Annotated in this window: 16 protein-coding genes; 9 read left to right on the plus strand and 7 right to left on the minus strand. The window is 60.4% G+C overall.

Features of this window, described 5'->3' with window-relative positions; genetic code table 11:
- Position 1: 1 nt before the first annotated feature.
- The gene (locus BM074_RS05545) at positions 2 to 490 is read left to right on the plus strand and encodes a universal stress protein (RefSeq protein WP_027230636.1); all 489 of its coding nucleotides are present in this window, start codon (positions 2 to 4) and stop codon (positions 488 to 490) included.
- A gap of 98 nt (positions 491 to 588) precedes the next feature.
- The gene (locus BM074_RS05550; RefSeq protein ID WP_091920324.1) at positions 589 to 1,167 is read left to right on the plus strand and encodes a NifU family protein; all 579 of its coding nucleotides are present in this window, start codon (positions 589 to 591) and stop codon (positions 1,165 to 1,167) included.
- Between the two features lie 55 nt (positions 1,168 to 1,222).
- On the opposite strand, the gene BM074_RS05555 is transcribed toward BM074_RS05550, so the two are convergent.
- From BM074_RS05555 to xylF, 3 genes are all read right to left on the minus strand, one after another.
- Positions 1,223 to 2,002: an ATP-binding cassette domain-containing protein gene (locus tag BM074_RS05555; RefSeq protein WP_027230638.1), complete on the minus strand. Its 780-nt coding sequence runs from the start codon at positions 2,000 to 2,002 to the stop codon at positions 1,223 to 1,225.
- A gap of 13 nt (positions 2,003 to 2,015) precedes the next feature.
- On the minus strand, positions 2,016 to 3,335 hold the full coding sequence (locus tag BM074_RS05560) for a sugar ABC transporter permease (protein WP_091920326.1): 1,320 nt from the start codon (positions 3,333 to 3,335) through the stop codon (positions 2,016 to 2,018).
- Between the two features lie 83 nt (positions 3,336 to 3,418).
- On the minus strand, positions 3,419 to 4,462 hold the full coding sequence (gene xylF, locus BM074_RS05565) for a D-xylose ABC transporter substrate-binding protein (protein WP_027230640.1): 1,044 nt from the start codon (positions 4,460 to 4,462) through the stop codon (positions 3,419 to 3,421).
- A 213-nt stretch (positions 4,463 to 4,675) separates the two neighbouring features.
- On the opposite strand from xylF, the gene BM074_RS05570 reads away from it, so the two are divergent.
- The 3 genes from BM074_RS05570 to xylA are packed head-to-tail and all read left to right on the plus strand — an operon-like array spanning position 4,676 to position 8,707.
- Positions 4,676 to 5,920 carry an ROK family transcriptional regulator gene (locus tag BM074_RS05570; RefSeq protein WP_091921494.1) on the plus strand — a complete coding sequence of 415 codons (1,245 nt, stop codon included), beginning with the start codon at positions 4,676 to 4,678 and terminating at the stop codon, positions 5,918 to 5,920.
- A 25-nt stretch (positions 5,921 to 5,945) separates the two neighbouring features.
- Entirely contained in the window at positions 5,946 to 7,400 is a 1,455-nt protein-coding gene (xylB, locus tag BM074_RS05575) for a xylulokinase (RefSeq protein WP_091920327.1), read from the plus strand.
- On the plus strand, positions 7,397 to 8,707 hold the full coding sequence (gene xylA, locus BM074_RS05580) for a xylose isomerase (protein ID WP_091920329.1): 1,311 nt from the start codon (positions 7,397 to 7,399) through the stop codon (positions 8,705 to 8,707). The genes xylB and xylA overlap by 4 nt, the downstream gene beginning before the upstream one ends.
- Before the next feature lie 135 nt (positions 8,708 to 8,842).
- Here xylA and BM074_RS05585 read toward each other — a convergent pair whose 3' ends face one another.
- Positions 8,843 to 9,592, minus strand: coding sequence for an SDR family NAD(P)-dependent oxidoreductase (locus tag BM074_RS05585; protein ID WP_027230644.1), 750 nt, complete (start codon positions 9,590 to 9,592; stop codon positions 8,843 to 8,845).
- 120 nt (positions 9,593 to 9,712) lie between these two features.
- Between BM074_RS05585 and glpK the strand changes: the two genes are divergently transcribed.
- Positions 9,713 to 11,203, plus strand: coding sequence for a glycerol kinase GlpK (gene glpK, locus BM074_RS05590; protein ID WP_091920331.1), 1,491 nt, complete (start codon positions 9,713 to 9,715; stop codon positions 11,201 to 11,203).
- 45 nt (positions 11,204 to 11,248) lie between these two features.
- Here the strand turns inward: glpK and BM074_RS05595 are convergent, their stop codons facing one another.
- Positions 11,249 to 13,432: a transglycosylase domain-containing protein gene (locus BM074_RS05595; RefSeq protein WP_091920333.1), complete on the minus strand. Its 2,184-nt coding sequence runs from the start codon at positions 13,430 to 13,432 to the stop codon at positions 11,249 to 11,251.
- Between the two features lie 180 nt (positions 13,433 to 13,612).
- Here BM074_RS05595 and BM074_RS22965 point away from each other — a divergent pair, with 180 nt between their 5' ends.
- Both BM074_RS22965 and BM074_RS05600 read left to right on the plus strand, forming a co-directional pair.
- On the plus strand, positions 13,613 to 13,771 hold the full coding sequence (locus BM074_RS22965) for a hypothetical protein (protein ID WP_155810823.1): 159 nt from the start codon (positions 13,613 to 13,615) through the stop codon (positions 13,769 to 13,771).
- 346 nt (positions 13,772 to 14,117) lie between these two features.
- Complete coding sequence (locus tag BM074_RS05600) at positions 14,118 to 15,233, plus strand: acyltransferase family protein (RefSeq protein ID WP_091920334.1); 1,116 nt, start codon at positions 14,118 to 14,120, stop codon at positions 15,231 to 15,233.
- A gap of 14 nt (positions 15,234 to 15,247) precedes the next feature.
- Here the strand turns inward: BM074_RS05600 and BM074_RS05605 are convergent, their stop codons facing one another.
- A complete protein-coding gene (locus BM074_RS05605) occupies positions 15,248 to 15,865 on the minus strand; it encodes a ribonuclease D (RefSeq protein WP_091920336.1) in 618 nt (205 codons plus the stop codon).
- A gap of 17 nt (positions 15,866 to 15,882) precedes the next feature.
- Positions 15,883 to 17,271, minus strand: a complete 1,389-nt coding sequence (locus tag BM074_RS05610) for a M20/M25/M40 family metallo-hydrolase (protein ID WP_091920338.1) — start codon at positions 17,269 to 17,271, stop codon at positions 15,883 to 15,885.
- A 478-nt stretch (positions 17,272 to 17,749) separates the two neighbouring features.
- Here BM074_RS05610 and polA point away from each other — a divergent pair, with 478 nt between their 5' ends.
- On the plus strand, positions 17,750 to 20,701 hold the full coding sequence (polA, locus tag BM074_RS05615) for a DNA polymerase I (RefSeq protein WP_091920340.1): 2,952 nt from the start codon (positions 17,750 to 17,752) through the stop codon (positions 20,699 to 20,701).
- Positions 20,702 to 20,703: the final 2 nt, after the last annotated feature.

Raw genomic sequence — 20,703 nt, forward strand, 5'->3', positions numbered from 1 at the left:
CATGGTATCGAAACGTCTCAGCCGGGAAGCGGGCCATCGCCGCAAATTTCTAGCCGTTATCGACGAGACGCCCGAATGCGAGCGGGCGGTGGCCTATGCCTCGCGCCGCGCCAAGACGACTGGCGGCGTGCTGCTCCTCCTTTTCGTCATCGACACGGCTGATTTCCAGGCTTTTCTCGGCGTCGAGCAGATCATGCGGGCCGAAGCGCAGGAGCGGGCAAGCGCGACGCTGAGCAAGTTCGCGGCCAATGTGCGTGGGACGATCGGTATCGAATCCGAACTCGTTGTGCGTGAAGGGCTGACATCGGAAGAGATACAGAAGCTGATCGAGGAAGACCAGGACATTGCCATTCTCGTCCTTGCGGCAGGCTCGGGCAAGGAAGGCCCGGGGCCCCTCGTTCAGTCGCTGGCGGGACGCGAATCCTTCCCCATTCCTGTCACGGTTGTCCCATACAATCTCTCTGACGAGGATATCGACGCGATTACGTGATCCCGCCGCGAAACGTGATACAATCCTGACTTGAACAGTTGAGTTTTAAGGCCTATATCGCCTTTGAACAATTCTAAACTAGACACGCGAGATTCGTCATGTTTATCCAGACCGAAGCAACGCCCAATCCGGCGACCCTCAAGTTCCTGCCTGGGAAGGTGGTTCTCGACCAGGGGACGGCCGATTTCCGCGATGCTGAAAGCGCGGGCGCAGCTTCTCCGCTTGCCGGCAAGATCTTTGCAATCCCCGGCGTATCCGGTGTCTTCTTCGGCTATGACTTCGTCACCGTCACCAAGAGCGACGGTCCGGAATGGCAACATCTGAAGCCGGCCATCCTCGGCGCCATCATGGAGCATTTCATGTCCGGCGCGCCGATCATGACGAGCGCCACGCAGGTTGCTGACGATGCTGAACGCGATTCCGAAGACGAGTTTTTCGACAGCGCCGACGCCGAAATCGTCGATACCATCAAGGAACTGCTTGAGACGCGGGTGCGCCCGGCAGTTGCGCAGGACGGCGGCGACATCACCTTCCGCGGCTATGAGAACGGCACCGTTTTCCTCAACATGCGCGGTGCATGCTCCGGCTGCCCCTCATCCACGGCGACCCTGAAGCACGGCATCCAGAACCTGCTCAAGCATTTCGTACCGGAAGTCCAGCACGTCGAATCCGTCTGAGCTTTTAAGGGTTGAAAGTAAAAAAAGGCCGCTTCGAGCGGCCTTTTTATTACCTTTAGTTCACCGCGCCAGGCCCCGGAATTGCCCCGGGTGGGCATTTGCCGAGAATGATCATGCCAAGGACTTCATCTTCGGTGACGTCGGTGACCTTCGCCGTGCCGACGACTTGACCATTCTTCATCACCGCCACGCGGTCGGCGAGGTGGAACACGTCGTGAATATCGTGGCTGATCAGGAAAATGCCGATACCCTCGCTCTTAAGCTGCTTGATGAGTTCCCCGACCTGCGCCGTCTCCTGCGGCCCCAGGGCCGCCGTCGGCTCATCCATGATGAGAATGCGGGCATTGAAGAGGATGGCGCGGGCAATCGCCACCGACTGGCGCTGGCCGCCTGAAAGCGCCTTGACCGGGTCCTTGAAGCGTTGGAACCGCGGATTGAGCCGGCCCATCACTTCGCGGGCGCTGTGCTCCATTGCCACATCGTCGAGCGTTCCCCACGGCGTCATCAACTCGCGGCCAAGATAGAGATTGGCAGCCGTATCGACGTTGTCGGCAAGAGCCAGCGTCTGGTAGATCGTCTCGATGCCATAGGCCTTGGCGTCGCGCGGATTGTTGATCGTCGCTTCCTCGCCATTGACGCGGATTGTGCCACTGTCGCGCTTGTAGGCACCGGAAAGGACCTTGATCAGCGTCGACTTGCCGGCGCCATTGTGGCCAAGCAGTGCCACGACTTCGCCCGGATACAGGTCGACCGAGGCGCCATCGACGGCGCGTATGCCGCCAAAGGCGATCGAGACGTTTTCGATATCGACGAGAGGGGTTTGTGCATCGGTCATGTTTCAATCTCCCTCAAGCGGTACGGCGGCGATAGATCGTGTCGAGCCAGACGGCAACGACAAGCACGATGCCGACAACGATATTCTGCAGCGGCGTTTCGAGACCGAGCATGACCATGCCTGAATTCAGCGATTGCATCAGCAACGCGCCGATCATCGCGCCGGCAATGGTGCCGACGCCGCCGGCGAGCGAGGTTCCGCCGATGACAGCGGCCGCGATCGTCATCAGCTCATCGAGCGTGCCTTGCGCATTGGTGGCAGCGTTGAGGCGGGCGGTCGATATCGCGCCGGCGATGGCGCACAGAATGCCCATGATGATGAAGATTTTCATCGTCACCCAGCGTGTGTTGATGCCGGCAAGATCTGCGGCTTCCGGGTTGCCGCCCATGGCGAAAACGTAGCGGCCGAAACGCGTGCGCGTCGTCACGAAGGTCATGATGATGCCCGTTGCGACCGCGATCAGCACGGGGATGGCGATGCCATGCGGGATGAACAGGCCGCCATCCGGAATGGTGATGTTGTTGGCCTCGGCATATTTGCGGACGATACCGATCGGCCAATAGTAATGATTGGCGATCGAAACCGCACCGAGGACGAGAAAACAGGCGATCGCCGCCATAAAGGCCTCGGCCCAGACCGGACGGCGGGGAAAGTTGAAACGCTTGCGCTGGCGCCGGCCGTTGACGATCATGCCGACAATGGCAAGGCAGGCGACAATGCCGACAACCCAGCTCCAGGTCGCCCCGATCGACCCTTCCGGCCCGCCGCCCATGAGGCGGAAGGTTGAATCCATTGGTGCGACCGTGCGACCTGACGTGACCCACCAGGCAGCGCCGCGCCAGACGAGCAAGCCGCCCAGCGTAACGATGAAGGCGGGAACGCCGAGGAAGGCGATGACGAAGCCCTGAAAGCCGCCGATGAGCGCGCCGACGACGATGCCGAGCCCGAGCGCAACAACCCAGGTGAACGGCTGTTCGAAGCCGATCAGCTTCGGCAGGATTTCGGCCTGCGTCACGCCCATCACCATGCCGACAAACCCAAGCACCGAGCCTACGGAAAGATCGATATTGCGTGTGACGATGATAAGGACCATCCCGGTCGCCATGACCGCGATGGAAGAGGTCTGGACCGACAGGTTCCAAAGATTGCGCGGTGTCAGAAATTGGCCGTTGACGAGGCCGCCGGTTAAAAACTGGAAGGCAAGCCAGATGATGACGAGCGCTCCGATCATGCCGAGGAGGCGGGTATCGAGCTCGGTCGCCTTGAAGAACCTGGCAACGAGACCGAGTTCGGAAGCGCGAGCCCGGTCAAGACTGATGGCCGGATCACTCATGTTAATCTCCCAGTTTTATTTTCTTTTAGAACGCCGCCGATCCAGTGGACCAGCGGCGCTCAATCCTATCAGACTTGAAAGTGTTAGTTGCAGGCCGGTACCGAGCCTGCCTTCACGCCCTGGCAGACGACGTCCTTCGTCACCCAGCCGGCATCAATGACGACGCCGAGATTATCCTTGGTGACCGGAACGGGCGTCAGGAACACGGCGCTGACCTCGACCTTGTTGGCGCCGCCGGCAAACTTCTGAACGTTCGGGATCTCTTCCATCTTCTTGCCGTCGGCAAGAGCCGAAGCGATGCCGGCAGCCTGCTTGCCGAGTTCGCGGGAGTCCTTCCAGATCGTTACCGTCTGCGTGCCGAGGGCAACGCGATTGAGCGCGGCAAAGTCGGCATCCTGCCCGGAAACCGGAACGGTGCCGGCAAGGCCCTGTGCCTGGAGAGCGGCAATGGCGCCGCCTGCGGTACCATCATTTGCCGCAACGACTGCGTCGACCTTGTTGTCGTTAGCGGTCAGGAACTGCTCCATGTTCTTCTGCGCATTGGCCGGCAGCCAGCCGTCGGTATAGGCTTCGCCGACATTCTTTATTTTGCCGCTGTCGATTGCTTCCTTCAGCACTTCCTGCGCGCCGGAAAAGAGGAAATCGGCATTCGGGTCAGCCGAAGAACCCTTGATGAAGACGTAGTTGCCTTCCGGCTTGACGGCGAAGACACCGCGCGCCTGCATGCGGCCGACTTCCTTGTTGTCGAAGGTGATGTAGAAGGCATCCTTGTTCTCGATGAGACGGTCATAGCCGACCACCGGAATACCTTCCGCAACCGCCTTTTCGACGGCCGGGCCGATGGCGCTCGAATCCTGTGCAAGGATGATTAGCGCGTTGGCGCCCTGCGAGATCAGGCTCTCGACATCGGTCAGCTGCTTGGCGGCAGAGGATTGCGCGTCGGCGGAAATGTACTTGTCGCCATTTGCCTCGAGCGCCTTCTTGATCGCTGCCTCGTCGGTCTTCCAACGCTCTTCCTGGAAATTCGACCAGGATACACCGACGATCTTGTCTTTGGCCAGAACGGGCCCCGCGAAAGAGACAGCAAGGACAGCAGCGCCCGCGAGAGCGGTTGCATATTTCTTCATGGTAATCCTCCCAGTGCACACAGCACGATGACTGATGAACGAGGGCCTACACCTCCGACCCGCGTCTAAACCTCTTTTATTTCGAGGCTCGAAAAAAATAGTGACTTAAAAGCATTTCCATGTCAACATGGATTTTGCTAGGCATAACCCATTGCAACGCAACAACATTTTTGCAATGCACAAAAAGAGGGTTATGGGGAGGAGTGGAGTTTGTTGATCGATGAGATCGCGCGTCCCGACGATGTCAGGCGCCAGAATCGTAGACTTGCGCTGGCGGCTTTGCGCCGTCACGGCCTCCTGTCGCGCACCGATATCGTGGCCCAGACCGGGCTCAGCCCCTCGACCGTTTCCGCCATCACGACCTCGCTGATTTCCGAGGGCATCATCATCGAAGCGCGCGAGGGCGACCTCGGTTCCAACCGGCGCGGGCGCCCGCAAATTGCCTTGGTGCTCAATCCAGACGTTGCGAGCGTGGTTACCGTGGAGCTCGCGCTTAACCTCGTCCATGCGGTCCTCTACGATTACAAGGGCCAGGTCGTCGCTGAAATTTCGGAGCGGGTGCCGACCCTTGAAATGTCGGCGGACGCGCTGTTTCAATCGATATTCGCCATGCTGGACAGCCTCATCGATACACGTCCCTCAGGGACCGGCCCGTTGATGCACATTTCCATGGGGGTGCAGGGCGTTACCGACGCCACGGGCGCCACCATGCTGTGGTCGCCGATCACGCCGGACACGAACATCGCCTTTGGCAAGGTCCTGTCGCGGCGTTATGGCGTGGATGTTTCGGTCGCCAATGATTGCAACATGATAGCCGAAGCGTTGCGCTGGACCGATCCGGAACACTACAGGGAGAATTTCGCAGCAATCCTGCTGTCGCATGGCATCGGCATGGGCCTCTATCTCAAGGGCAAGCCCTTCGTCGGGGCGCACTCTTCGGCTGCGGAGTTCGGGCACATGTTGCACATCCCTAAAGGCGCGCTGTGCCGATGTGGCCGGCGGGGTTGCATCGAAGCCTATGCCAGCGACTATGCCATATTGCGGACGATATCGGGCGAGAACGAATCCACCCCGCCGCCGCAGGATATAGATCCCTCGACGTTCGCGGCCGCCGCCGGCCGGGCCCGTACCGGTAACGGCGATGAGGGTGCGGCCTTCCGCAAGGCCGGCCAGGCGATCGGCGCAGGCCTTCGCAGCCTGTTTTCATTGATCGATCCCGTGCCGGTGGCATTGGTTGGACCCGGAGCCGGCGTATTTGACCTTATGGAAGAGGAATTGCGCGGCGTCATTTCCGGCACTTCCGGCTGGGGCGCGACGCAGGATCTCAGCATACGCTGTTATCCGGACGAACATCCGCTTATCGTACAAGGCTGCCTGATGACGTCCTTGCTTCACCTCGACACGCAAATCTTCGCGCCGGGCGACCTCAAGGACCCTCAATTGAAGCACGCCCTCTAACACCCAAGGAAGGAAGGAAGCCAGCATGTATCTCGGGCTCGACCTCGGCACATCCGGTGTCAAAGCACTTCTGATCGACGAGAACCAAAAGATCGTCGGCTCCGGCACGGGACATCTCGACGTTTCGCGCCCGCATTCAGGCTGGTCGGAACAGGACCCTTCGCACTGGATCCGGGCGACGGAAGACGCTCTTGCCGCGCTCAAGGCGAACCATGGCCGCGAACTCTCTGCCGTCAAGGGTATCGGCCTCTCCGGACAGATGCACGGCGCCACACTGCTCGATGCCGGCGATCAGGTGCTGCGGCCCTGCATCCTTTGGAACGACACCCGCAGCCACGCGGAAGCAGCCGAACTCGACGCCAACCCGAAATTCCGCAGCCTCAGCGGCAACATCGTCTTCCCCGGTTTCACCGCCCCGAAGATCGCCTGGGTTCGCAACAACGAGCCCGATATTTTTGCGCGGCTGCAGCGCGTTCTGTTGCCGAAGGATTATTTGCGCTTCTGGCTGACAGGCGAACATGTGTCCGAAATGTCCGACGCGGCCGGCACGTCCTGGCTCGATGTCGGCAAGCGCACGTGGTCGCCGGAACTGCTTGCCGCAACCGGCCTCGATGAAAGCTACATGCCCTCGCTGGTCGAGGGAACCGAGGTGTCCGGCATCCTGAAGCCAGATGTTGCAGCGCGCTGGGGCATGGGCGACAAGGTGGTGGTCGCAGGCGGAGCCGGCGACAATGCGGCATCGGCCTGCGGCATGGGCACCGTCGGAGAAGGCCATGCCTTCGTTTCGCTCGGGACTTCCGGGGTGCTCTTTGCCGCCAACCGCGCCTATCTGCCAAACCCTGAAAGCGCCGTGCACACATTCTGCCATGCCCTGCCGGACACATGGCACCAGATGGGCGTTATTCTTTCGGCGACCGACGCCCTGAACTGGTATGCCGGGATCGTTTCCCGCAAAGCCGCCGAACTCACGGACGAACTTGGAGCGGATTTGCGTGCGCCATCGGGCGTGACGTTCCTGCCCTATCTTTCTGGCGAACGCACGCCGCTTAACGATTCAGCGATCCGCGGGTCGTTCCAGGGGCTTGAACATGCGAGCGACCGGGCGGCTCTGACACAGGCCGTGCTCGAAGGTGTTGCCTTCGCCTTCCGCGATTGCCTTCATGCCCTGGCTGCCGCCGGCACCAGGCTTGAGCGCGTCACGGCTGTCGGCGGCGGATCGCGCTCCACCTACTGGCTGAAAGCCATCGCCACCGCGCTCAACATACCGGTCGACGTACCGGCGGATGGGGATTTCGGTGCGGCCTTTGGTGCTGCTCGCCTCGGGCTTATCGCTGCCGAAGGCGCTGACCCGCATGCCATCTGCGTCGCCCCCGCAACGGATACGACCATCGAACCGGACGCGAACCTGATCGGGGCCTTCGACGCGGCCTACAATCGCTATCACAACCTCTATCCAGCACTAAAGGGAGTTCAATCATGAGCAGCGGGTTTTTCGGAGATATCAAGCCAGTCAAATATGAGGGGCCGGACAGCAACAATCCGCTCGCCTACCGCTTTTACAATCCCGACGAGAAGGTCCTTGGCAAGCGCCTCGAGGACCATCTTCGCTTCGCCGTCGCCTACTGGCACTCCTTCGTCTGGCCAGGCGGCGATCCTTTCGGCTCTCAGACCTTCGAACGCCCCTGGTTCAACGACACCATGGAAGGCGCCAAACTGAAGGCCGACGTTGCCTTCGAAATGTTCTCTATCCTCGGCGCGCCCTATTTCTGCTTCCATGACGCGGATGTGCGTCCCGAAGGCGACACGATCAATGAGAGCAACAGCCGCCTGCACGAGATCGCCGACTATTTCGCCGGCAAGATGGAAAAGACCGGCACCAAATTGCTCTGGGGCACGGCCAACCTCTTTTCCAACCGCCGCTATATGTCGGGCGCAGCCACGAACCCCGATCCAGACGTCTTCGCCTATGCGGCAGCCACCGTCAAAAGCTGTATCGACGTGACGCAGAAGCTTGGCGGCGAAAATTACGTGCTATGGGGCGGACGCGAGGGCTATGAGACCCTGCTCAACACCGACATGAAGCGTGAACTCGACCAGATGGGCCGGTTCCTGAGCCTCGTCGTCGAGTACAAGCACAAGATCGGCTTCAAGGGCACGATCCTCATTGAACCGAAACCACAGGAACCCACCAAGCACCAGTACGATTACGATGCGGCGACGGTCTACGGCTTCCTGAAGCGTTTCGGCCTGGAGAACGAAGTGAAGGTCAACCTCGAACAGGGCCATGCCATCCTTGCCGGCCATTCGTTCGAACATGAGCTGGCGACAGCGGCGGCGCTCGGCATATTCGGCTCCATCGACATGAACCGCAACGACTACCAGTCGGGCTGGGACACGGACCAGTTTCCGAACAATGTTCCAGAAATCGCGCTCGCCTACTACGAGGTGCTGAAGGCCGGCGGCTTCACCACAGGCGGCACGAATTTCGACGCCAAGCTGCGCCGCCAGTCGATAGACCCGCAGGATCTTCTGATCGCCCATATTGGCGGCATGGATACCTGCGCGCGCGGCCTCAAGGCAGCGGCAAAGATGATCGAGGACAAGGCGCTGACGAGCTTCGTCGACGATCGCTATGCCGGATGGTCGACGCCGGAGGCGCAGGCGATGCTCTCGGGCAACGAATCGCTCGACGCGATCGCCAAACGGGTCGAGGACAAGAACATCCAGCCGCAGCCGCGCTCCGGCCGGCAGGAATACCTGGAAAATATCGTCAACCGCTACGTTTGACCGTTCGATGCCTTCGGTACGGTGGGTCGCCGACAACACTGCGGTGCCCGCTCCCTTCCCTCCCCCCTGTGGGGAGGGGGTGGGGCGGAGGTCCGGGGTGGCGATGAAACTTTCCGCCGCCCCATCGTGCCTGCGCTAAACGTGCTGGCCGCCGTTGATATGAATCTCCGAGCCGGTCACATAAGATGAGGATTCAGTGCAGAGGAAATAGATCGTCTCGGCAACTTCGGCGGTCTTGCCGAGCCGGCGCAGCGGCAGTTGCTCGACGAGCTTATCCGTCCCCGGTGACAGGATGGCCGTGTCGATCTCGCCCGGCGCGATCGCGTTGACCCTTATGCCGTGCGGTCCGAAATCCGAAGCCATTTCACGCGTCAGCGAAGCAAGTGCGGCCTTCGACGTGGCATAGGCCGTACCAGCAAATGGATGGACGCGGCTGCCGGCAATCGACGTGACGTTAACCACTGAACCTTGGGCAGCCTCGAGTTCATTGAACAGGCCGCGCGCGAGCATGATCGGCGCGAAGAAATTGACCTGGAACACCGTCATCCACGTCTGCATCGGCGTAACGATCGAATCGAGCCGGTCGCCGGCGCTGTTCTTCGGCGATATGCCGGCATTGTTGACGAGTGCGTTCAGCCTGCCGCCCTCGGCCGCGAGGCGGCTGCGGATCTCCGCGACAGCGTGATCGACGTCGGCAGGATCGGCAAGATCGACCTTGATATGGTCGTCAGGACCCGCAGGCCATGGGCAGTTTTCGGAAAAATCCTGGCGCGAGCAAGTGATCACGCGCCAGCCGGCGCGCGAAAAGCGCTTGACAGTAGCGTGGCCGATACCGCGGCTTGCTCCGGTAAGGACAAGGACCTTGCGTGGCTCATCATTGGACATGGCGATACTCCGTTGCATCAGCCTTAGAGCAAGATCAGCCTAAATTCGAGGCTTATCATGTCGCAGCGATTGATCTGGCCCAACCAAGCAAATATCTTAGCGCCAAATCAGGGGGGAAGCATGAACGGATATGTTTTGGCCATCGACCAGGGCACGACTTCGAGTCGCGCCATCGTCTTCGATCACAATCGCCACGTGGTCGGCAAAAGCCAGCAGGAATTCACCCAAATCTACCCGCAGTCGGGCTGGGTCGAGCATGATCCCGACGAAATCTGGCAGTCGGTGCTCAGCACATGCGAAGTCGCCATCGAAAACGCCAGGATTCAGGCCGGCGACGTCGCCGCCATCGGCATAACCAACCAGCGCGAGACAGTTATCGTCTGGGATCGAACGACCGGCAAACCGATCCATAACGCCATCGTCTGGCAGGACCGCCGGACGGCGTCATTGTGCCAAAAGCTGAAGAAGCAGGGGCTGGAGAAGACGTTCACGCGCAAGACCGGGCTGCTGCTTGACCCCTATTTTTCCGGCACCAAGCTCGCATGGCTGCTCGACAAGGTACCCGGTGCCCGCAAGCGCGCGGCCAATGGCGAGCTGTTGTTCGGCACCATCGACAGTTTCCTCATCTGGCGCTTGACCGGAGGCAAGGTGCACGCGACCGACGCCACCAATGCGTCGCGCACGCTGCTCTTCAATATCGCGACCAATGCGTGGGATGACGAGCTTCTTGAGATCCTGCGCATTCCGCGCGCGATGCTTCCAGAGGTGAAGGATTGCGCCGCCAACTACGGCGCTGCCGAAGCCTCGCTGCTCGGTGCGGCAATACCGATCCTCGGCGTTGCCGGCGATCAGCACGCGGCGACCATTGGCCAGGCCTGCTTCGAACCCGGCATGTTCAAATCGACCTACGGAACCGGCTGCTTTGCCCTGCTCAACACCGGCAGCGATATGGTCCTTTCGAAGAACCGCCTGCTGACGACGATCGCCTACCGCCTCAACGGCAAGACCACCTATGCACTCGAAGGCTCGATCTTCATTGCCGGCGCGGCCGTCCAGTGGTTGCGTGACGGCCTCAAGATCATCGGCTCGGCGCCGGAGACCGGCAAACTCGCCGATCAGGCCGATCCGAGCCAGGACGTCTATCTCGTGCCGGCCTTCGTCGGGCTCGGCGCACCGCACTGGGATGCGGAAGCGCGCGGCGCGATCTATGGCCTCACGCGCAACAGCGGCCCGGCAGAGTTTGCCCGCGCGGCGCTTGAATCCGTCGCGTACCAGACCCGCGATCTTCTCGACGCCATGCGCAAGGACTGGAAGGCATCGGACAAAAAGACCGTGCTGCGCGTCGATGGCGGCATGGTCGCGTCAGACTGGACCATGCAGCGACTTGCTGACATCCTGGATGCACCCGTGGACCGGCCGGTAATCTTGGAAACGACAGCGCTTGGAGCCGCATGGCTCGCTGGATCGAAAGCAGGCATCTGGCCGAACCGACGCGATTTCGCCAAGACCTGGGAACGCGAGACGCAGTTCACGCCGAAGATGGACGAGAAGACCCGCAAGGCAAAGATCGCGGGCTGGAAAACGGCCGTCAAGCGTACCTTGAGCCAGTAAGTTGTGATCGATGCTTGCGCGATGCAAAACCGCGCAAAACATCGATCAATTGCCCATGATCAGATCGAACAAGGTTGTCTTGCGCCCCTTGCCGCCACTGACACTGCCGGGCGGCACGGGATGGGTCGATCCAGTCTGATCGCCAAGGTCGGCTGGCGGCATCTGGCCTGCCGGATCGAGCTGGGCCGACGGCACGCCCTCAGCAGCGGGAACGCTGTCGCCTGATCCGGGAAGAACATCATTGCCCTCGATGACCTGCTGATGCAGCTGATAATCGCCGGGAAGCTGCGCCACCGGCACGCCCTTATGCGCGGCGACCATGAAATCTTTCCAGGCGATGGCGGGCAGCGATCCGCCGGTGATCTTCTTGGTCGGCTTGCCGTCATCATTGCCGAACCATACGCCGGTGGTCAGGTTTGACGTATAGCCGATGAACCAGGCATCACGGAAATTCTGGCTTGTGCCGGTCTTGCCCGCCGCCGGCCAGCCGAACTTCGCCTTGGTGGCGGTTCCGCTGTCAACGGTCTGGCGCAACATGGCATTCATCATGCCGACATTGCGCTCATCGATAACGCGAGACGGCTGCGGTCGCTTGAACTCGTAGAGCACCTTGCCCTCGTTGGTCGTCACGCGGCGGATGAGGTGGATCGGCGCCTTGTAGCCGCCATTGGCAAAGGGCACGAAGGAATCGGTGAGTTCGAGGAGGGTCACTTCGGACGTGCCGAGCGCGAGCGATGCATTGGCGGTAAGGTTCGATTCGATGCCGAGCCGATGCGCCGTCGACACCACCGTGCTCGGTCCAACTTCCATGACGAGCTGCGCCGACACCGAGTTCAGCGAGCGCGCCAGGGCTTCGGCAAGCGTAACCTTGCCGAAATACTTGCCGTTGAAGTTGCCTGGGGTCCAGTTGCCGATGCGGATAGGCGCGTCATTGCGCACCGATTCCGGTGTGAATCCCTGCTCGAGGGCGGAGAGGTAAACGAAGGGCTTGAAGGCCGAGCCCGGCTGCCGCTTGGCCTCGCTGGCGCGGTCGAACTGGCTGTTGGCGTAGTCATAGCCGCCGATCAGCGCCCGCACCGCGCCGGTGCCGTCGATCGACACCATCGCGCCCTGCGAAACATTGAGCTTTTCGCCGTTCTTGCTGATGAGGTCGCGTATCGACGCTTCGCCGAGCTTCTGCAAGCCGAGATCGACCGTCGTATCGACGATGACATCGCTGCGCACGTCGCCGATCAGCCCCGGCAATTCCTCCATGACGCGATCGGCGACATATTGCTCCGAGCCGCTCCAATAGGAGGCAGCCCGGGTGGCCGGCTGCTTCATGGCAAAGCTCAGCTCCTTGTCGCCGATCATGCCCTGTTCGCGCATGGCCGCGAGCACGAGCTGCGACCGCTCGCGAGCGGCTTTCGGATCACGCGCCGGCGAAAGGCGTGACGGCGCCTTGAGGAGCCCGGCGATGAGCGCTGCCTCAGGCAGCGTCACCTCCTTGGCGGATTTGTTGAAATAGCGCCGGGACGCGGCCGCCACGCCATAGGAACCCGAGCCGAGATAGACCCGGTTCAAATACATTTCGAGGATTTGATCCTTGGTATATTTGCGCTCCAGCCACAGCGCGAGCAGCACTTCTTGCACCTTGCGCTCGATGGTCCGGTCGGGCGTCAGGAACAGGTTCTTGGCAAGCTGCTGGGTAATGGTGGAGCCGCCCTGCACAAGCCGTCCGGAAATCAGATTGGTTGCCATCGCCCGGGCAAACCCGATCGGATCGACGCCGAAATGCGAATAGAACCGCCGGTCCTCGATGGCGACGACGGCCTCGGGAATATAAGGCGACATGTCGTGCAGGCTGATGGCCTCGCCGCCGGAAGCGCCGCGATTGGCAATGAGATCGCCCTCGACCGAAACGATTTTCACGTTTGGCGGACGATCCGGGATGGCCCAGGTCGTCGTCTGCGGCATCTTCGCGGCAAAATAGATGACAGTGCCGGCAAGGCCGATACCGCCCCACAGGCAAAGGACCATCGACCAGTAGACCATGCGGCGCACGAGGCCGAGGAAGCCGCCGCCACCTCCGCTACGACGCGTCTTGCGCCGCCTGGATGCGGCGGGCTTGCGCGTCGTCTTGCGTTTTGCCACTGGCCTGTCCTCCGGATCTGCGCGCAAATCGTCGCCCGAACGGCGATCCGAACCAAAGCGCGGTTCGATACGTTGCTTGCCCGTGCCGCGTGCCATGAATGAGTAGTCTCGCCCCGTATGCGTTCGAAGAATGATCCCGCGACCCGTTGCAGGGTAAATGCGGCGATTTAAGGTGCGGTTAAATTGTGCGTGATGTGGGAAAATCGCAGCCACGGGGTGGTTGAGAATGCTGTGGGCGATCGTTACGGTCGGGAAAGCATCACTCGGAGCATACACATGCGTCTTTTCATTCTGGCCGCACTTGGCATCCTGTTGAGCGGCTGTGGCGGCGGGGCTATCGAACGGCTGAACCCGAAGCCCGACGCGGAGGCGCAATACCGTCTTGGCGGTTGCCAGCTGCGCGGGCATGGCGTGTGCAAGGACCTTCCGCAATAGCTCCGTGGGCGCTCTAGAGAGAGCTTCTGACTTGGGATCAAAGCCACGGCAAACCCTCTTCGCGATTTCCAAATAATGCCACGCGTAAAATATTATCTTGCGGCCCTTGAAAAGATTTGGGCCCGGTTCTATTTTAATTCTTGCGTAACGAGTGGTTCTCCTCCCATTTTTCGCTCGTTGCGTGTTCCCCTCTGGACGCATTAGCGTTCACAATTCGCCGGGCTCTTAGCCCGGCTCTTTTGTTTTTGGGACTTATTGGCAATCAGCTTCTGCGCATCACCTGAATTTTATTTCGATTTTTGTTTTTTCCTATATGTAGGTGCCGGTTGGCTTGGGAAGAACATTCATGAATACTATTGAAAAGACGCGCGTCGATTGGGTCGATATTGCCAAGGGAATCTGCATCATCTTCGTTGTGATGATGCATTCGGTGCTCGGCGTCGAGAACGAGGCGGGCGGGCGCGGCTGGATGCATGCGGTTGTCGCCTTTGCCCAGCCCTTCCGCATGCCGGACTTTTTCATGATCTCCGGCCTTTTCCTCGGCCTTGTCATCGATCGCCCGTGGTTGCGCTATGCCGACCGCAAAATCGTGCATTTTGCCTATTTCTACGTGCTCTGGCTGACGATCCAGTTCCTGTTCAAGGCGCCGGGTATCGTTGCGGAAAGCGGCGGCGACGGCGCCATCTCCGCGTATCTTCTGTCCTTCATCCAGCCGTTTGGAACCTTGTGGTTCATCTATCTGCTGCCGTTATTCTTCGTCGTCACGCGCCTTATCAGACACGTGAATGTCTGGGTCGTGCTTATCATTGCTGCCGCTCTCGAGACGCTGCCGATTCACACCGGCTGGCTGGTCATCGATGAATTCTGCAGCCGCTACGTCTATTTCTTTGCAGGCTACGCCTTCGCGCCTGTCATCTTCCGTCTTGCCGCCTGGCTGCGTGGGCGTCCGGCAATGGCGCTCGGCGTGCTCGGCGTCTGGGCGCTCGTCAATGGCTGGCTCGTCTTTCATCCGGCAACGCAACCATTCGCAGCGTGGATCCCGGAAGAATCCTATACGTCCGGCGGCCTTGGCGGCTGGAGCAGCGTACCGATAATCTCGCTCGCCGCCGGCTTTGCCGGGGCCCTCGCCATCGTATCGGTTTCGGCACTGCTCGCCAGATTGGGTGCTTCGCAAGCCTGGCTCGTCAAACCGCTGCGCTGGCTCGGCGCGCACTCGATCGTCGTTTACCTCGCCTTCTTCCTGCCGATGGCGCTTGCCCGCACGATCCTGTTGAAGCTTGGCATCATCACCGATATCGGCACGATTTCGCTCCTCACCGTGATTTGCGGCGTGATCGGTCCGGTCATCCTCTATGGATTGATCCAGTGGACCGGCTACGGGCAATTCCTGTTCAAGCGGCCGCAATGGGCCCATATCGACCGCGCCCCCGCCCCACGTGAGGCGATGGCTTCGGCCGAATAGAACTGCAGCTTTACTTAGCTATGGGCGAAAATATCCTGCTCGTCCCAACCCATGAGGTCGAGCTTGGCGCGGGTCGGCAGGAATTCGAAGCAGGCTGCCGCCTCTTCCGCCCGCCCGTCGCGCACGAGACGGTGCTGAAGGATCGTGCGCAACCGATGCAGGTAGAGCACATCGGACGCAGCATATTCCAATTGGGCCTGTGACAAATCCGGCGCCGCCCAATCGGACGATTGCTGCTGTTTTGACAGGTTGACCTCGAGCAGTTCGCTGCACAGGTCCTTGAGGCCGTGCCGGTCCGTATAGGTGCGCGACAGCCTTGATGCGATCTTGGTGCAGTATACGGGTTTTGGCATCACGCCGAAGGTGTGGAACAGCACCGCAACATCAAACCGGCCGTAGTGGAAGATCTTGGTAATGGCATTGTCGCCCAGAATCTTGACGAGATTCGGCGCCGTCTTCTGGTCCCGGTCGATCTGGATGACGTCGGCGGAGCCATCGCCGGGTGATATCTGCACCACACACAGGCGGTCGCGATGCGGATTGAGGCCCAGCGTCTCCGTATCTATGGCAACCGCATCGACCTGGTAGCGGCTGAGATCGGGAAGATCGTTGCGGTGGAAGCGAATTGTCATCGGCCTGTCTCTTTCACTTAGCGGGCCAGCGCATCGAGGATGCGCGCCCAGGACCTCTGTCCCTTGTGGAACGAGGTGAGTTCGTATTTTTCGTTGGGGGAGTGAATTCGGTCATCCTCCAGGCCGTAGCCAACGAGCAGGGAATCCATGCCCAGCATGTGCTGGAAATCGCCGACGATCGGGATGGAACCCCCCATGGCGATGAGTACTGCCGGCTTCGGCCATTCGGCGCTCAGTGCATTCTTCGCCTTGGTCAAAAGCGGTGATTCATAGGCAAGCTGGATTGCCGGCGAGCCGCCATGCTCGTGGAACTCCACCGTGCAGTCGGCGGGGATCCGCTCGCGGACAAAAGCGCGGAAGGCCTCGCGGATCTTCGCCGGATCCTGCTTGTGAACGAGACGGAACGACACCTTCGCCGACGCTTCCGCCGCAATCACGGTCTTGAAGCCGGCACCGGTATAGCCTCCGGTAATGCCATTGATTTCGGCCGTTGGGCGCGCCCATACGAGTTCGAGGACCGAGCGGCCCTTTTCGCCGGAAGGGATCGAAAGACCGACCGGTCCGAGGAAGTTTTCCGGCGTGGTGCCAAGACCTTTCCACATCTGCAGGATCTGCGTCGGTGTTTCTTCGACGCCGTCATAAAAGCCGGGGACAGTCACCGCGCCGTTCTCATCGTGCAGATCGGCGAGCGCCTTCGCAAGAATGTGAATCGGATTGGCGGCGACGCCGCCGAACATGCCGGAGTGGAGATCACGATCGGCCGCCTTGACGGTGATGTTTTCGCCGACGAGGCCGCGCAGCCCAACCGAGATGGCCGGCGTTTCCACGTTCCACATGCCCGTGTCGCAGACCAGCGCGAAATCCGCCTTGAGCTCATCCTTGTGGGCCGTCAGGAAGGGCTTCAACGAAGGCGACCCGGATTCTTCCTCGCCTTCGAAGAGGATCGACACCCTCACCGGCAGTTGGCCGTGCACTTGCTTGTAAGCGCGGCATGCCTCGACGAAGGTCATCAGCTGGCCCTTATCGTCGGATGTTCCGCGGCCCGTCAGTATCTTGCGGCCATTGCCGGCATCCTTGATCGCCGGGTCAAAGGGATCGTTTTCCCAAAGCTCCAACGGATCGACGGGCTGCACATCGTAGTGGCCGTAAAACAGCACGTGGGGCGCATCAGCGCCTGGACCATCGTGATGCGCGACGACCATCGGGTGCCCCGGCGTATCGCGCACGCTCGCGTCAAAGCCTATGGATTTGAGGTCGGCGACGAGCCACTCCGCCGCCTTGCGGCATTCATCCTTGTAGGCCGGATCCGTGGAGATCGACTTGATCCGCAACAGGTCGAAAAGCCGCTCCAGGCTGTTGTCGAGATTGATATCAAGTGCGTTCAAGACGGGTTCGAGAGCTGGCATGGCATTTCCTGATTATTTGTGGACCGGGACTCGTAAAGGGAGTTCTTCTTAGCGCATTTTATCAGGAGGGGCAGAAAAAACTGGCCATCCGGAAGGCCAAAAAGAAATGGTCGCCGTGGCGGGGGGACCACAGGCGACCAGATCACTACACTCATTTGCGGTCAACCCTGGAGAGGGGGATGAGGTTGGCCGCAGTCCGGGGTCAGGCGGGGGACGAGCCTTAAATCCGGACATCGATCTAACGTCGACACCCTGAATTTGGGAGGCAAACCGTGGCAATTCAAGGGCACGGAAGATTACATCTTTGTAACAAACGTGTGATGGTCTGGTGAGCCGGCTTAGACCCCGCTGGATGCCCTTGCTGGCTGTGGAAAGAACCGCACTCCTGTCAGGATGCGTCAGGTGCCTCCGGATCTTTCGTTGAAAGAAATCGCCATGTCATTCCATTTTTGAGGATCATCATTTAATCCTATCGCCCATGAAAAAAGGTGATCATCTCTTCCTCGTCGACGGCTCCGGCTACATCTTCCGGGCCTATCATGCTCTCCCTCCCCTGACGCGCAAATCCGACGGCCTTCCCGTTGGCGCGGTAGCGGGCTTCTGCAACATGTTGTGGAAGCTGTTGCGAGAGGCGCGCGACACATCGGTGCGCGATACCCCGACACATTTTGCCGTCATCTTCGACTATTCCTCGCACACCTTCCGCAAGGAAATCTATCCGGAATACAAGGCCAACCGTTCGGCGCCGCCGGAGGACCTCATTCCGCAGTTCGGTCTCATCCGCCAGGCGACCAAGGCCTTCAACCTGCCGTGCATCGAAATGAACGGCTACGAGGCCGATGACCTCATTGCCACCTATGCGCGCATGGCCGAGGAAGCCGGCGCCGAAGTCACCATCATTTCGTCGGACAAGGATCTGATGCAGCTCGTGACGCCGAACGTGTCGATGTATGACAGCATGAAGGACAAGCAGATCGGCATCGCGGACGTTGTCGAAAAGTGGGGCGTGCCACCGGAGAAAATGATCGACCTGCAGGCGCTTACCGGCGATTCGACCGACAACGTGCCGGGCATACCAGGCATTGGGCCAAAGACGGCCGCGCAACTGCTGGAAGAGTTCGGCGATCTCGATACGCTTCTGGCGCGCGCGGGGGATATCAAGCAGCAGAAGCGCCGCGAAAACATCATCGAGCACGCCGAGCAGGCGCGCATTTCGCGCCAGCTCGTCACGCTGAAAAAGGACACGCCCGTCGAGGTCGGGCTTGAGGAATTCGGTCTCGAGCCGCAGGACGGAAAGAAACTCATCGCTTTCCTCAAGGCGATGGAATTCAACGCGCTGACGCGCCGCGCCGCGGAAGCGACTGGCGTGGACGCCAGCTCGATTGCCCCCGCCCAATTGAAAATCGAAGCGGTTGCCGAAGCCCATGGCCCGGATCTCGACGTCGAGGCTGGAGATTTCGAGCCCGTAGAGATCAAGTCGCCGTCGGCGGTATCGCCCACGGCGCGGTCGGGTATGGAGAATTTCACGGCAACGCCGGCTGACCTGGTCAAGTCGCGCACCGACGAGGCGCTTGCGGCGCGCTTCGACAGGAGCGCCTATGTTACCATCCGCGATGTCGCGACCTTGCAGGTCTGGATCGACGAGGCCATGACCTCAGGCATCATCGCCTTCGATACCGAAACGAATTCACCTGATCCCATGCAGGCCGATGTCGTGGGCATTTCGTTGGCAACGCGTCCGGGTCGTGCTGCCTATATACCGATCAACCATAAATCCGGCGACGGCGATCTTCTTGGCGGCGGACTGGTCGAGCGGCAGATACCAGAGCAGGAGGTGTTTGCCAGGCTGAAGCCACTCCTCGAAGACCGTTCTGTTCTGAAGATCGCGCATGGGATGAAGTATGAATGGCTGATCATGCATCGCCATGGCATCGACCTTCACCCGCTCGACGACACGATGCTTATTTCCTACGTGCTCGACGCCGGCGAGGGCAGCCATTCGATGGATGCGCTGTGCGATCGCTGGCTCGGTCACAAGCCCATGGCCTACAAGGAGTTGATCGGCTCTGGTAAGTCATCGGTTACATTCGACAAGGTGCCGATCGAGCGCGCCGCCGAATATGCAGGCGAGGATGCCGATGTGACCTTAAGGCTGTGGCGTCTTTTGAAGCCGCGCCTTGCGGCCGACAGCATCGCTTCGGTCTACGAACGTCTGGAGCGGCCGCTCATTCCCGTGCTTGCACGCATGGAAGAGCGCGGCATTTCGGTCGACCGGCAAATCCTTTCCCGCCTCTCCGGCGATTTTGCCCAGACGGCCGCGGCGATCGAAGACGACATCTACAAGCTCGCAGGCGAGCGGATCAATATCGGCTCACCCAAGCAGATGGGCGATATCCTCTTCGGCAAGATGGGCCTTCCCGGCGGCACCAAGACCAAGACCGGCCAATGGTCAACTACGGCGCAATTGCTCGAGGAACTGGCTGCGGAAGGCCACGAACTCCCCCGCAAGATCGTCGATTGGCGCCAGCTGACGAAACTCAAATCGACCTATACGGACGCCCTCCCCGGTTATATCCATCCGCACACCAGGCGCGTCCACACATCCTATGCGCTTGCCGCGACATCGACTGGCCGCCTCTCCTCATCCGAGCCGAACCTGCAGAATATTCCGGTGCGGACGGCTGAAGGCCGCAAGATCCGCACCGCCTTCATTGCAGAGCCCGGCAACAAGCTGATTTCAGCCGACTACAGCCAGATCGAACTACGCGTGCTCGCACATGTTGCGGAAATTCCGCAGCTTACTCAGGCTTTTGCGGATGGTATCGACATCCACGCAATGACCGCCTCGGAAATGTTCGGCGTTCCGGTCAAGGACATGCCAGCGGAAGTGCGCCGCCGCGCCAAGGCGATCAATTTCGGCATCATCTACGGCATTTCCGCGTTTGGTCTTGCCAACCAGTTGTCGATCCCGCGCGAGGAAGCCGGCCAATATATCCGCACCTATTTCGAGCGATTTCCCGGAATCAGGGACTATATGGAATCCACCAAGGCCTTTGCACGCCAATACGGCTATGTGGAGACGATCTTCGGACGCCGCGCGCATTACCCCGAAATCCGCTCGTCGAATCCGCAGCACCGCGCCTTCAACGAGCGCGCCGCCATTAATGCGCCGATACAGGGATCGGCTGCCGATATCATCCGCCGCGCCATGGTGCGGATGGAATCCGCCCTTGACGAAGCCAAGCTTTCAGCGCGGATGCTGCTGCAGGTGCACGACGAACTGATCTTCGAAACCGCGGAAGCGGAGGTCGAGGCGACGATACCGGTGATCCGCGATGTGATGGAGAATGCGGCAATGCCTGCCGTCTCGCTATCCGTGCCGCTCAAGGTCGATGCGCGCGCGGCGCACAATTGGGATGAAGCACATTAGAG

The sequence above is a fragment of the Phyllobacterium sp. CL33Tsu genome (assembly GCF_900113985.1).
Classification (GTDB): domain Bacteria; phylum Pseudomonadota; class Alphaproteobacteria; order Rhizobiales; family Rhizobiaceae; genus Phyllobacterium; species Phyllobacterium pellucidum.

Excerpts from the sequence above, each read along its gene's own strand:
- BM074_RS05600 (WP_091920334.1), top strand. The coding sequence starts at position 14,118 with ATGAATACTATTGAAAAGACGCGCGTCGATTGGGTCGATATTGCCAAG.
- BM074_RS05545 (WP_027230636.1), top strand. The coding sequence starts at position 2 with ATGGTATCGAAACGTCTCAGCCGGGAAGCGGGCCATCGCCGCAAATTT.
- BM074_RS05555 (WP_027230638.1), bottom strand. The coding sequence starts at position 2,002 with ATGACCGATGCACAAACCCCTCTCGTCGATATCGAAAACGTCTCGATC.
- BM074_RS05550 (WP_091920324.1), top strand. The coding sequence starts at position 589 with ATGTTTATCCAGACCGAAGCAACGCCCAATCCGGCGACCCTCAAGTTC.
- xylF (WP_027230640.1), bottom strand. The coding sequence starts at position 4,462 with ATGAAGAAATATGCAACCGCTCTCGCGGGCGCTGCTGTCCTTGCTGTC.
- BM074_RS05605 (WP_091920336.1), bottom strand. The coding sequence starts at position 15,865 with ATGACAATTCGCTTCCACCGCAACGATCTTCCCGATCTCAGCCGCTAC.
- glpK (WP_091920331.1), top strand. The coding sequence starts at position 9,713 with ATGAACGGATATGTTTTGGCCATCGACCAGGGCACGACTTCGAGTCGC.
- BM074_RS05585 (WP_027230644.1), bottom strand. The coding sequence starts at position 9,592 with ATGTCCAATGATGAGCCACGCAAGGTCCTTGTCCTTACCGGAGCAAGC.
- xylB (WP_091920327.1), top strand. The coding sequence starts at position 5,946 with ATGTATCTCGGGCTCGACCTCGGCACATCCGGTGTCAAAGCACTTCTG.
- BM074_RS05595 (WP_091920333.1), bottom strand. The coding sequence starts at position 13,432 with ATGGCACGCGGCACGGGCAAGCAACGTATCGAACCGCGCTTTGGTTCG.
- BM074_RS22965 (WP_155810823.1), top strand. The coding sequence starts at position 13,613 with ATGCGTCTTTTCATTCTGGCCGCACTTGGCATCCTGTTGAGCGGCTGT.
- xylA (WP_091920329.1), top strand. The coding sequence starts at position 7,397 with ATGAGCAGCGGGTTTTTCGGAGATATCAAGCCAGTCAAATATGAGGGG.
- BM074_RS05560 (WP_091920326.1), bottom strand. The coding sequence starts at position 3,335 with ATGAGTGATCCGGCCATCAGTCTTGACCGGGCTCGCGCTTCCGAACTC.
- BM074_RS05610 (WP_091920338.1), bottom strand. The coding sequence starts at position 17,271 with ATGCCAGCTCTCGAACCCGTCTTGAACGCACTTGATATCAATCTCGAC.
- polA (WP_091920340.1), top strand. The coding sequence starts at position 17,750 with ATGAAAAAAGGTGATCATCTCTTCCTCGTCGACGGCTCCGGCTACATC.